The organism is Vibrio sp. KUL80, assembly GCF_059725495.1.
In genome coordinates this window covers 501,761-515,043 of record NZ_AP045841.1, presented here as the reverse complement: position 1 = coordinate 515,043, position 13,283 = coordinate 501,761, and the positions used below count along the sequence as shown (strand labels likewise).

Genomic DNA, 13,283 nt, shown 5'->3' with positions numbered 1-13,283 from the left:
TACTCCCCTGTATATACCCACACTTTCCACACATACCGTCCTATATATCTCTACTCTCTCTTTAATCTATTTACTTGGAATAGTTGGAACAGATAAGGGGGAGGCTAGTGTTGGCGGGGCTTCCAGCCGTTCCGAGAAGATGGAACTGATAGGAACGTCGGAACGGCCCCCACCCTGTGACTTTTCCCAATGCTCGCGGATACCGTCGACCGTTGTTAGCTGCGCGGCTAGCGTTCCGGGTTTGACGTATAGGCGGCGCGGCTGCCCTCCGATCCTAACCTTACCCGCTGAACGCTCTAACGCCGGGTGGCGCTCATAACCGAGACTCGCCAGCACCTCCGCCACTTTCTGTGGGCTTAGGTTCTTGCGGTTGTCCTTCAAAAGTGAGCTGGCGGCCTTAGTGCAAATCAGACCACCAGCAAAGCCCGGCTCGTCGAGGTCGATCGCTTCTTGGATGATCTGCTCTGCTGGACCTAAGCTGGCTCTTAGTGCTTCATTGGTGCTGCTTGTTACTGGCGCACGGTGGCACATCGTCGCGGGGTTCAGCGCGTCGGGTATGCTGTAAGTCGAAAGGTAGTTAGCAACAATCGCGTAGCCATCAGCGTTAAGCCACGAATACAAGCTCGGGAAGTAGTCGCCGTCCATGCCGTCACGGGCTAGGTCCTCGGCGCACTGCTGCGCGGTGTAGAAGATTGCAAAGCGGCGGTCGTTGGCGGTCTTGCGGATCGCGTCCTTGTGATTGCTGTTCAGTATGAAATTGGCTAGGTTGTCGCCCATGATTTGAGAGCGGCCCATTCCGCGCATTGCTAAGCGGTCATTTGTGATCATCGGTTTAAGCACTTCGATCACTTCTCGCTTATGGTCTGGGACGTACACGTCCTCAATGCCTATTAGCACTTTGCCAAATAGCCACTCGTTGAACTTCTCGGATATTTCGCTAGCTGGTGGAAGGTGCGTGTAGCAGTTACCGACGGCATAAGCGACGCAGCGAGTTAGCAAAGTCTTCCCGTTGCCCTCTGTGCCTTGGAATAAAACCGTCCACGGGAACTTGACGCCCTTGAACTGAACGCAAGCGGCTAAATATGCCAGCGCGATCTGGCTATCTGCTTCGCTCGGCAATAACTTGTTTAAGTGAAACAAGAACGGCCCCGCGTCTCCTGCTACTTTTCTAACTTGTGGGTCGCGGTAGGTATTCACATACTTAACGCCGTCGCGCTCGGTGATCGCCATTGGCTCGACTCGCGGGTTGAACTCGACGCGATCAGCTCGTGGTGCTCCGTGCCAGTGGTAGACCACCTCGTCGTATGCTTTCTTGTCGCCGTGCTTGGCGTTGAACTGGTCGCGCTGTAATAGTTGCCCGTTGCTGGAAAGGATCGCCTTTTCCTCTGACACAACCACAAAGCTCTCGCCTTCGTCTAGCTGCTGCGGCTTTGTGCGCTTGTAGCCGTAGAATCGCTGCTCGTCTGGGCGCTGCTGGGCTGCTGCTAGTGCGTTAAGGATCGTTTCTTCTAGGTACTCGGGGCGTTGCTCCCACTTGTCACGCTGTAGGCCCGATCCCACCATTAAGCATTTGGCGCGCTCACAATCCCCAGCCGTCCACCAGATAGCATGGTTAGCTAGTGCTAGATCGGCGCTGCTACCGTCGTAGCTACTGTGGTCATTTTGAGAAGGGAAGATCGCCGCGAGCGCGTCGGTGTCAGCCTTATAGAGCTGTGCAAATGTCGCCTTATTGCTAAAAGCCTGTCGCGCTAGGTTGCCGCTAGCCTTCGCCTTGGCGATCAGCTCGTCGTCGCCAGCTATCGGCGTGTATCCTTCTGCCGGGGCGTCCGTCCATTCGACGGCCTGCGCGTGCTGCTTCGGTTGGAAGTAACCGTGGATTACCGAGTAAAGGCCTTTAGTACAATCATTTGAAGCGCTGCCGGGTATTGGCATCATGTCGCCAGTTAGCACAATGAAGCGGCTTTCTGTGTATAGCTCTATATGCTCGGCGGTGTTCTTCTTTGCGTGCTCTGGCGCTGTGCCTTGATAGGAAAACCACAAGTGCAAGCCCGTTCCGCTTTGCGATCGCTCAACGGCTGCACCTTGCATCTGTCCGACTAAGTGCTGTGATAGCGTTGACAGCGTAAAGCCGTTTATTAAGCAGCCGTCTAGGTCTAAGCAGCCTACCGGGTCGTCCTCGGTGATCACAAAGCCTACGCCGCACCCTGTTAGCTGTGCGCGTTCTATCGCTTGCACGGCTGTTAGGTGGTTGGCTCTGTCGTGCGGGTTAATGCTTTCGCCTGTCGTGGTGTCCACGGGTACCTTCCCTTTGCAGTTGATGAACTGCGGAAAGGCTGCCAGCCCTGCGAGCGGTCCGCCGCTAGCCAGCGCTGTCACCAGTCCGGGCTGGTTATTCAGTTGGTTGTTTTGTATACTGGTCATGTTGCTTGCCTTCTGGCTTGTTGGTTAGCGACTGATTGAGTCAATAAGGCCTCGCATTCGTGCGGGGCTTTTTGCTTTCTAAACGGTGTGGGTTGTTAGCCATTCGTTGACGCTGCTTTCCAGATAGCCAAGGACTCGGCCACCAACTACGACGGATTTAGGAAGTTCGCCGCGTTGGCTCATGCGCCATTCTGTGGAGGAAGATATTCCCGCCAGCTCACGAAAGGCCGGGCGGCGGATAATGCGATCAGTGTTTGTGGTTTGCTTAGCCATGATTTGCCCCTGTTTGCAATGGTTTGAAAGACAGGGAAATATTGACTTGTAGCCGAGCGGCTTTGGCGGATAGTTGAAAATCTCCCGCTTTTCGGAAAAACGGGAGGGGGTGCGGTTAGATTAGGCGAGTGATTGTTATGCCAGTTAGTCGGATCAGTTCTTCCGACTTTGCAATTCTAAGAGCGTTTTGAATATGATCGTCTATCAGATCAGAGGTTAATAGCCTGAACTGTGGAGTCAGATAACCACGGAGGCGAGCGGTTACTTCGGTAATTTCTGCACCGGGCCCGACTTCATCCACCAGCCTTAACAATCGTCCAACTGTATGCGACAAGCGCTGTTCGAGCTGATCGCGTTCCTCAGCTATTAGGGGCGCTAGTTTTTCGGGGACCTTATTTTTACCCACATTAAAATGCTCGGCTAGCTCCGTTTTCGTCGCGCCATTTCTGGCAGCTTGTACCATTTCTGGCGGGCAGTCGGTGCCCTTGGGTGTGTTAAACCCTAATCCTTTCGCCAGAACGTCGGCGGCTTGTTTGTCTCCCGAGTTCACACCAACAATAGCGGCCTCACGGAATAGCCCCGCCAATACCTCTCGAAGTCGGGGCGTTAATTCTATGTCGCCATTAGTCGTGCTCAGTGCTTCACTGGCGGCCAATAGGAAAGCTGCAGCCGCGCCCGGCTCTTTGTGAAGTCTTAGGTCGGGGTTATTGCATAGCGCTTGCATCGTCTTGTTATCCATTCGCGACGCCTCCCAGCTCTACCACATTTCCGCCAGCTTCGCCCGCTAGCCTGTTCTCCCACGCTGTCAGTGCGTGGCGCTTCTCTTGCAAGTAGTCGTAACGGTCGTAGTGCTTGCTCGACACATCGTTCAAAGCGTGGTTTTGCAATCGGTCGCGCGTCTCTTTGCTGATCCCTAGTTCGCCCATCAAGGTTTTGCAGGTGCGACGAATGTCACGGGCTACGAATCCTTTAAAGTCGGGATTGGCTTGACGGTAACGGCTGATCGCTGTCGATAGGCTGTCGGTTCTAAGGTGTTTATTAATGTTGGTGCGCTGGTGGAAGATGAACGGGCCGCCTTTCGACTTGCTTTGCAACTCTTTAAGCAAAGCCAGCGCCGTATCAGTCAGCGGTACAAGGTGGTCGCGCTTGTTCTTCGATACATCGGCGGTGATTAGCAGTGTACTTTCGGCCCAGTTAACCGACTCCCAACGACTAGCTGCGATTTCATAAGGACGCTGGCCGCCAGTATGGAAGCATAACGCCATAAGCGCGGCGGTCTGTTCTCCTATGCGGTCAACCTGTGAGAATGTGGTCAGAACGTGGCGGACTTCTTCAAGGTTAAGGTAGTTACTCCCAACGCGCTCGGCTGCTGCTTGCCGCGGTACGACTTGAGCCGGGTTAGTAGTTAGGCCGAACTTAACGCCCGTATTAGCCACAGCGGGGTCGAGGTCGTGCTTTAAGCCGTAGTTAAACGCCGCTACCAGGTAGGATCGCACACGGTTTGATTGAGTAGCCGCGCCCCGGTCTATCATGGCGGCGAGAATAGCCACAATATCGGCTGGCGCTACGTCCTTTGCCTTAGTCGTCGGGTTAATGTGGCTATATGCTTCTTTCTCAAGGGACGTTAAAACGGCGGCGTATGTTCGCTTTCCGTCCGCTTTCATCTTGTCGGTGTAACCTTTGAATAACTGCTCGATGCTACCTTGCATCGCTTCTGCTTTCTCGGCGGCTTCTTCCGCTCGCTTCTGCCTTTCGCGTTCGACCTTAGGATTACGGCCAGCTTTAAGCAGATTGATTAGCGGTTTAACTTCCTCGCGAGCTTGAGCCAATGACAAAGCAGGGAAGCGGCCTAACTGAATGTAAGCCACCTTGCCGTCGAATTTATACTTGTAAGCGAACTCCTTAGAGCCTGCTGCAGACACTCGGACCACCAGCCGCCCAACTCCACGCTCTCGGGTGCTGTCGATCAGTTCATACTTGGTAGGCTTACCGCTCGGGCTTATGCGTGGCTTTGCGCCTCTTATCTCTTTTTCGGTCAGCGTTTTCATTTGGCTAGTCCCCTGTTCAAGTCTCGTTTACGCCCTCCGTTAAGTCACCCAATCGGCTCAGTTAGATCACCCAATCGCGAAATGGGTGATCCAATGGGTGATCTAAGGGTGCAACTAACAGACAACTTTTGAACTACTTTAACATGGTTTGAAATGGCGCAAAGCCTTTATTTTCAACGACAAAAGCCTTTCATTAGTTTTCTTAATGTTTCTCAGCTTTTCAGGATTTTTACGACTCATAATCGATTGGTCCGCAGTTCAAGTCTGCGAGGGGCCACCAAATTTTAGAAGGCCCGTGAAGAAATTCACGGGCCTTTGTTGTTTCTAGTCAGATCTATTTTCTAGCCACATAACACATGGTAAATCCAGCGACATATACTCATGTGAATCTCTCCACCCAATCGCCACAGCGCGGTTTTGCCATCTCAAGGGATGAAGGTAACGTCATTCAACCAGAATCGGCCCAGAGCCATTCTCCGGGCGATATACCAATGTAACTCAGTAGTACTTCACTCACGGATTAACGGGGGGGGTATATCTATTGCTCAAGCGAGCAAAATCATCGAATTGATATCAAAAAGAGTGACAACAGGTAGGGAGACTAACAGACTACCTTAGGTAACAAGGTAAGTTGTGTTCGGAAGGGTAGCTATAAAAAAGTCCCTGACTGAGCAATAATTGCCCTCAGGGACTAGGTATATTTATGCTTTTAACAGAGCATCCAAATTATTGTTGACCTGCTACCGTCACGATCGTAGCTTGTGCGCTCTCTCCGCGGAAGCCATGGCCCCCACCAAGCTCATAGCCATCATCAAAGCCTTCAAAGTCGTTGTCAAACAACACTGTTTCACCTGATAGCGATTTTACGTTATCTAAAAGTACTTCGTGAGAAGATTCTGTCTTCTTAGCCGCAACACGCACGTTCAGGAACTTCACCGGCTCATTGCTAACAGCATAGTTAACCGTTGCTTCACAGGTATCACCTTCAATATCAGCGCTATCAGCAATCACTTCAGCATTGTCGATGGTAAATGAGAACTGATCATTACCCCAAGTAGTCTTGATAGGAAGCGTTTCTCCCATTGTGAACTCACAAATCGGATCAGAGAAAGCATTTGAGAGCTTACGGTATTTAATCTGCGCTCGCTCGTCATCAATAGCTTCGAACAATAACTCACCGTAGCTGTTTGCTGACGAAAAACCATTCGTATAAACAGCGACGTAGGCCTTAGAATCACCGGCCTCAGCACCATCTTCATTTAAACGATAAGTAATATCTGCGTCGAACGAGCCTTCAGAAGCCGGTTCACTGAGTGCCATATTGAGAGTGCCACTTAGTTCCTCAGTAACGTTTTGAATACGCGCGACCTTAGTCTCACCGTAACGGTCATCAGCATCTTTGGCTGCATCTTCAACTAATTTATTATCAGACTGGTCAACACCGTTGTAGATACCATCATTGCCACCGTCAATGATAAGCTTGCCATCATCAAAACTGTACGTGCCTTGAACTTCCTTAACATCGGTATCATAGTAGCTGAAAGAGATAGATTTAGTCACTTCATCATATTCGAAATCAGAGAACTCAATCTCATAAATCCCGCTCACTTTGTCATCATTGTAGTACTTCAAGCGAGTTCCAGAGAAGTAGTAAACGTTTGGAAGGTCTGTATCAGTAGCCGCCGCCACTTTCACTCCCTCATGGTCGAGCTCCCAATATACACCTGTCAGCGTAGTAGGATCACCCTCACCTCCTCCAGGCTTTCCAGATGTTTGCTCGTCGTCAGAACACCCACCGAGGAGTAACGACGCACATACCAAAGGAATCGTAAGTTGTAGTTTGTTCATAGTATAATCTCATTAATTTCGTTGGGTTGGACAAAGACTCAATCTTGTTTAGCCACTTATTTCACTAGGACAACAATCGATATGATTAGAACACGAAACCCTAACGCTGAACCCCTCAGGGAAACTGCTTGCTATATATAAGGTTTCAATGCAAAAGCCATAAAATATTGACCTATTATTAGATGATCACTCAACGTAAATAATTGAGTTTAACTAGGTCAAATTTTGCTTTGGCTATATGTAGCAGAGAAAAATCAATTCATACACATGATGTCTACCGAACTATTCACAGTCTTTAAATAGGCTTATTGCAGTCAATTAAAAAATAATACAAAAATATCTGAAATAACTTTCTTTCGATTAAGTACAACTCATTAATCACCTTGGCAGGACATGTGAAACCAACCTCAACACATTAAAATCAACACCACCTTCACCCTCCAAAAAAACAATAAAAACAATAAAAACAATAAAAACAATAAAAACAATAAAAACAATAAAAACAATAAAAACAATAAAAACAATAATTTAAAATCATTCACTTTGATTTTCGACATTTGGTAGTTAAAACCAATTTTCAGTATAGTTAAAGCATCATACACTTTCATCCAGTAAGGTATTTAACATATTTTATAAAAACTTGTTAGCACTCAACAACCTAGTCAGAGAAACTTACATTTCGTTGAGCGACAACAATCTCTTACCCCTTGAGAAAACCGTTCTGATATTAGAACTTAAAAAACCTTTAAAAGTAACTAAAATGTACATGTGCACATTTATCTTACGAAAATAAAATCTTAATTGTTCTTCATTACATCGAATGTATTTTGTGAACTATCGCAAATAAATATAATATCCTAGCTTACAAACCTAGACGTATCTCACACCGCAAATGTGCAACAAGTTGCTTTCCATTTATCAAGATTCAAGATATTAAAGAGTACATTCGCCAAAAGTAACGATAAAAAACGACCACTAAATACGATAAATACCTCTTGTGAGACTCGAACCACAACTCAACTACCCGTAGTTTATCGAATGAACAGGAAGCGCCGAATCTACTTTTTTTGGCGACTTCGAGCTCTAACGTGGCCTCCTGAAAAATCAAAGCCTACTGTTAAATAGGACAGTAAACATTAAAATTACCAGAACATATCCCTGCTGATAGCTCACAAAGCCACACACATCTGCTGTATCCAAACCTATCCAGAAAAGTGTCTCTATCGATTGAACCACCGTACAGATTTGCGCTAGCTACATGTCTGTAGGCATACTGCTATATAGTAGTATTATTTACCCACACGACAACTAGCGCTATCTTATATCTAGTTACATAAGTGAGACGTTAGTCCTTTACATCTCAAGCGTGAAGTTGAACACTTTCTTCTTTAGCAGAGCATGCAGCAATAGATAGAGTTAGAAGAGCATTATGAGTACCACTACGGCGAAAAAGTCGAACCCCCTATTTGAAATCCTATTCAACGTATTTATCCCCTCCTTTATTTTGATGAAGTTTAGTGGTGATGAGCATTTGGGTACCGCCATGGCATTGGTTGTTGCTCTGCTGTTTCCTGTGGTGTACGGCGGGATGGACCTGGTTCGTAATAAGAAGTTTAATTTTATTGCCGCGTTAGGCTTCATCAGCGTACTTCTAACTGGCGGTATAGGTCTACTTGAGTTAGATACCCGCTGGTTAGCACTAAAAGAAGCATTGATTCCAGGACTGATTGGCTTAGCGGTTCTAGGTTCAACATTTACTCGCTACCCATTTATGCAAAAGATGATTCTCAACGACACGGTATTAAACTTGAGTCTCATTAACGAACGCCTGCAAGAACGCGGTAAGACACGAGCCTTCGACCGCTGCCTAATGTCGTCAAACTACCTGTTCGCAAGTACCTTTGCGTTTTCATCGGCTATGAACTACTTTCTTGCAACCTGGATAGTAACCAGCCCAGCAGGTACTGCAGCATTTAATGAAGAGCTCGGGAAGCTCACGCTCTACAGTTACCCTATTATCGCCATCCCAAGCATGTTGATGATGATGGGTATTTTCTATTATATTTGGCGTCAAATCCGCGGCATGACCTCTTTAGAGACAGAGCAGATATTCCATACTAAATAGTCCCGAAAGCATTTTATGAAATAGCCCGATTACGCACTCGTTAATCGGGCTTTTTTGTACCTATACCACTCTTTACACATCCCAATCTTCGCGTCTCTAGACGTGTCATCGGTTTCTTCATTCAACCTCTTAATACTTGTTTTCGCCATTTTCTCAGTTGATTCTTGAACAAGTTATTCAACAAACAAACTTTATTAACGGCTCAAAACAAACACCAAGAGCAACATCATTAGCCCACATATTTCTCAGTCTCCGCCTATAGAAAAGCAAAATAATGACCACTTTGCGATAGTTATCACAACAAATTCACTGTGCTATTTTTCGGGTAGAATTAACGTACACTTTTGAGTAGTGACCTATCTCACTTTTTGTTAACACCACTTAGAAGCCACCAATTTACTTGTACATTTATTGATAGTAAGCACTTACACCAGATCCAAAAGTTCACCTTTAAATGAAGAAAACCAACTTAGAAACTCGATGAAAAAACATACAATTAGCCGTGAATTTAACGTTTTTAACGGACTCAATCTCAGTTTTGACGTTTTTGACGGGAAGCGTAATTGATAAATTGTGCTTTAAGGTGTTTTCTTAGTAACGCCTAAGGCCTACAGGCCACTCTTTAGGACCCTATTTAGAGAGGTAGGCTTTAGCAACATGTGAGAGGGAAGCACTTGGTCTCTCTGTGAAACAAAAGCAAATAGTAAGGAATAGCTATGCTTGCGCATATTAAAAAAACAGCACTGGCGACAGCAATTATTGCGACCGCAGTAACAGGTTTCAGCTCTGTAGCAACAGCAGCAGAACGCAGCGAACTCACTATCCACCCGAAAGAGTTCAACACCTTTGTTCGCAACTTCAACCCATATTTGGGTGCAACCTACTTACACACAACAACCGACTTCCTATACGAGCCGCTTGTTGTATTTAACGAAATGCACGGCAATGAGCCTGTGTTCCGTTTAGCTGAAGGCTTCAAAATGGCAGACGATCTTATGTCTGTAACCTTTGATATTCGTAAAGGTGTGAAGTGGTCTGACGGCGAAACATTTGATGCTAACGACGTATTGTTCTCGTTCAACCTAGTGAAGAACAACCCAGCCCTAGACCAAAGTGGTATCAACTCTTGGGTAACTAAGGTAGAGAAACTCAACGACTACCAGCTTAAGTTCTACACAACTGAGGCTAACTCAAACGTTCCTTATGAAATCGTTAAGGTGCCAATCGTGCCTGAGCACGTTTGGAAAGATGTGAAAGATCCAACAACGTTCACTAATGAGAATCCTGTAGGCTCAGGACCTTTCACTGAAATTGACACCTTCACTCCACAGCTTTACGTTCAGTGTCGCAACCCTAACTACTGGGATAACGACAATCTAGAAGTAGACTGTCTGCGTGTTCCTCAGATCGCCAACAATGACCAGTTCCTAGGTAAAGTTGTAAACTCAGAGATGGACTGGACATCATCGTTCATCCCAGATATTGACCGCACTTATGCAGCAGCGTCGCCAAATCATCAATACTGGTATCCACCAGCAGGTACACAAGCGTTTCTTGTGAACTTTAAACATAAAGATCCTGCTAAAAACGAAGCGTTGACTAACGTTGACTTCCGCCGCGCATTCTCTATGGCTCTTGACCGTCAAACAATTATTGATATCGCATTTTATGGCGGCGGTACGGTAAATGACTTCGCTTCAGGTCTAGGCTACGCATTTGCTACTTGGTCAGATGAATCGACACACAACAAGTACAAGGGCTACAACTCTTACGACGTCGACGGTGCCAAAGCACTGCTTGAAAAAGCGGGCTTTAAAGATGTCAATGGTGATGGTTTTGTAGATACTCCATCAGGCAAATCATTTGAGCTGTTGATTCAATCTCCTAACGGTTGGACCGACTTCAACAACACAGTTCAGCTAGCGGTTGAGCAACTTGCAGAAGCCGGCATTAAAGCAAAAGCTCGTACACCAGACTTCTCTGTGTACAACCAAGCAATGCTTGAAGCAAACTATGACGTTGCTTACACCAACTACTTCCACGGTGCAGACCCGTACACATACTGGAACTCTGGCTACAACTCGACCCTGCAAAGTGGTGACGGTATGCCTCGTTTTGCCATGCACTTCTACAAGAATGCTGAGCTAGATAACTTGCTAAACAGCTTCTACAAAACTGCAGATAAAGCTGAGCAGCTAGAAATCGCTCACGGCATCCAGAAAATCATTGCTCAAGACCAGGTCACTATCCCGGTTATGTCTGGTGCTTACATGTTCCAATACAACACGACTCGCTTCGCGGGTTGGTGGAACGAGCAAAATCCTAAAGGTCGTCCAAACATCTGGGCTGGTATCCCAGAGCGTCTACTTCACGTACTGGACCTAAAACCAGTTAAGTAAGTAAACACAAACTAAAGCGGTACGTCCGTACCGCTTTCTTCCCCTCAATATCAGTGTTGATGTGTGGCGCTCGTCGTCAGGGGCTTACTCGTTTCAAATTTTGAGATGAGGCTACCAGCAGCAAGGAAAAGCTGGGTAATTAAGGTGTGAGTTATGGGTTATTTTTTAAGACGTTTGTCCTTTTATATGGTGGCACTTCTGGTTGCAGCCACCATCAACTTTATTATTCCTCGTGCAATGCCAGGCGATCCGGTCACCATGATGTTCGCCAATGCAACGGTTCAGGTAACGCCAGAACGTATTGCTGCGATGAAAGAGCTACTGGGTTTTGTGGACGGCAACTACTTCGTTCAGTACCTACATTACATGAAAAACATTCTGAGCTGGGAGCTAGGTACCTCGATTCAATTCTTCCCGCTATCGGTAAATACGCTGCTAGGCAGTGCTTTCGGTTGGTCACTGTTTCTGGCAGGCAGCGCGGTTATTCTTTCGTTCTCAATCGGCTCGGTACTAGGCATTTTCGCCGCGTGGAAACGAGGTTCTAAGTTCGACACCTTCGTCACTCCAGGCATGCTTATCATCCAAGCAATGCCTCAGGTGGTTATCGCTATGATGGCCATGTTCATCTTCGCAATCGGTCTGAAATGGTTCCCTACAGGTTACGCCTATACCGCTGGCACCATGCCAGACTGGACCAGCTGGGCATTCATCAAAGACGTGCTCTACCACGCGGTCTTGCCTCTATTCTGTGCGACGGTTATTCAGATCGGTGGCTTCCTGGTCAATATGCGTAACAACATGATCAACCTTCTCAATGAAGACTACATCACGATGGCAAAAGGTAAGGGCCTGAGTGAAAACCGCGTGGTGTTCAACTACGCCGCTCGTAACGCACTGCTACCAAGTGTGACCGCACTTTCGATGTCTCTTGGTGTTGCGATTGGTGGCCAGCTGATTGTCGAAATCATCTTTAACTACCCAGGTCTTGGCTCAGTGATGCTAAACGCCATTCACGCCCGTGACTACCAAGTTCTGCAAGGACAGCTGCTTATTATGACTCTGTTTATGCTCTTCTTTAACTTAGCGGCTGACATGCTTTATGTCGTGCTTGATCCTCGTCTACGCAAGGGAGGCAAATAACCATGAAAGGTTTCTTACAACTCGTGTGGCGTAATACCACTGCCAGACTTGGACTTTCAATCATAGGTTTGTTCGTGTTTATGGCAGTGGCCGCCCCACTTATCACCAAACACGCACCAGACAAACGCACGGGTAACTCTCATGAATACCCAAGTGCAGTGGTAAAACTTGCCCAAGCGAACCCTGATGGCTGGGTGGCACAAAATCTTGCAGATGATCGCCGAACGCTCCTGATGTCGAAAAAAGCCGATCATCCAATGGGCACAACTCGTATGGGTCGTGATATCTGGTCACAGGTTGTTTACGGCGCACGTGTTTCACTAATGGTTGGTTTTGGCGCCGGTATCACCGTTTGCTTCCTAGCCACCGTTATTGGTATCTCTGCAGGCTACTTTGGTGGTCGAGTTGACGAAGTACTGACCTCAGCCATGAACATCATGCTGGTTATCCCTCCATTCCCATTACTGTTTGTGGTGGCCGCATTTATCGGCGAGGCAGGTCCGCTAACTATAGCCTTGGTCATCGGCTGTATGTCCTGGGCGTGGGGCGCCAGGGTCATTCGAGCACAAACCCTATCACTACGTGAGAAAGAGTTCGTAAAAGCAGCCGAAGTTCTGGGCGAATCGCGCCTTCGTATTATCTTCGTTGAGCTACTGCCAAACCTTATCTCCATTGTTGGAGCAAGCTTCATCGGCTCTGTTATGTACGCCATCTTAATGGAAGCAACGATTTCATTCCTAGGTATGGGCGATCCAAACACGATCAGCTGGGGCATCATGCTTTACAACGTTCAAACCTCATCTGCCATGCTTATCGGCGCGTGGTGGGAAGTGATTGCACCATGTTTAGCACTGACGTTCCTAGTGACAGGTTTAGCCTTGTTGAACTTCGCGGTCGATGAAATTGCTAACCCGCAGCTTCGTTCACATAAAGGTATGAAACGCTGGAAGAAAATCGCAGCACAAGACAAAAAGCAGCGTGAAGTTGAAGTCGCGCCTCAAAATGCACTATGGAGCGGAGATCGTTAAT

General features: G+C 47.3%; 9 protein-coding genes. 4 read left to right on the top strand and 5 right to left on the bottom strand.

The window, feature by feature from the left end; genetic code table 11:
- Positions 1 to 66 precede the first annotated feature (66 nt).
- From AC6I8U_RS02345 to AC6I8U_RS02325, 5 genes are all read right to left on the bottom strand, one after another.
- A complete protein-coding gene (locus AC6I8U_RS02345; RefSeq protein WP_498017644.1) occupies positions 67 to 2,421 on the bottom strand; it encodes a phage NrS-1 polymerase family protein in 2,355 nt (784 codons plus the stop codon).
- 78 nt (positions 2,422 to 2,499) lie between these two features.
- Positions 2,500 to 2,694: a helix-turn-helix transcriptional regulator gene (locus AC6I8U_RS02340; protein WP_277829190.1), complete on the bottom strand. Its 195-nt coding sequence runs from the start codon at positions 2,692 to 2,694 to the stop codon at positions 2,500 to 2,502.
- Positions 2,695 to 2,809: 115 nt separating this feature from the next.
- Entirely contained in the window at positions 2,810 to 3,433 is a 624-nt protein-coding gene (locus tag AC6I8U_RS02335; RefSeq protein ID WP_277829191.1) for a hypothetical protein, read from the bottom strand.
- Positions 3,426 to 4,742 (bottom strand): tyrosine-type recombinase/integrase, encoded by a 1,317-nt coding sequence (locus tag AC6I8U_RS02330; protein ID WP_498017643.1) that lies wholly within the window; start codon positions 4,740 to 4,742, stop codon positions 3,426 to 3,428. Before AC6I8U_RS02330 ends, AC6I8U_RS02335 begins: the two co-directional genes overlap by 8 nt.
- A gap of 726 nt (positions 4,743 to 5,468) precedes the next feature.
- Positions 5,469 to 6,590, bottom strand: a complete 1,122-nt coding sequence (locus tag AC6I8U_RS02325) for a hypothetical protein (protein WP_498017642.1) — start codon at positions 6,588 to 6,590, stop codon at positions 5,469 to 5,471.
- A gap of 1,429 nt (positions 6,591 to 8,019) precedes the next feature.
- Between AC6I8U_RS02325 and AC6I8U_RS02320 the strand changes: the two genes are divergently transcribed.
- The 4 genes from AC6I8U_RS02320 (at position 8,020) to AC6I8U_RS02305 (ending at position 13,282) form a co-directional block, all read left to right on the top strand.
- Positions 8,020 to 8,715, top strand: a complete 696-nt coding sequence (locus AC6I8U_RS02320; RefSeq protein ID WP_498017641.1) for a VC0807 family protein — start codon at positions 8,020 to 8,022, stop codon at positions 8,713 to 8,715.
- Positions 8,716 to 9,431: 716 nt separating this feature from the next.
- A complete protein-coding gene (locus tag AC6I8U_RS02315) occupies positions 9,432 to 11,114 on the top strand; it encodes an ABC transporter substrate-binding protein (RefSeq protein WP_498017640.1) in 1,683 nt (560 codons plus the stop codon).
- Between the two features lie 153 nt (positions 11,115 to 11,267).
- A complete protein-coding gene (locus AC6I8U_RS02310; protein WP_498017639.1) occupies positions 11,268 to 12,254 on the top strand; it encodes an ABC transporter permease in 987 nt (328 codons plus the stop codon).
- 2 nt (positions 12,255 to 12,256) lie between these two features.
- On the top strand, positions 12,257 to 13,282 hold the full coding sequence (locus tag AC6I8U_RS02305; RefSeq protein WP_252012542.1) for an ABC transporter permease: 1,026 nt from the start codon (positions 12,257 to 12,259) through the stop codon (positions 13,280 to 13,282).
- Position 13,283: the final 1 nt, after the last annotated feature.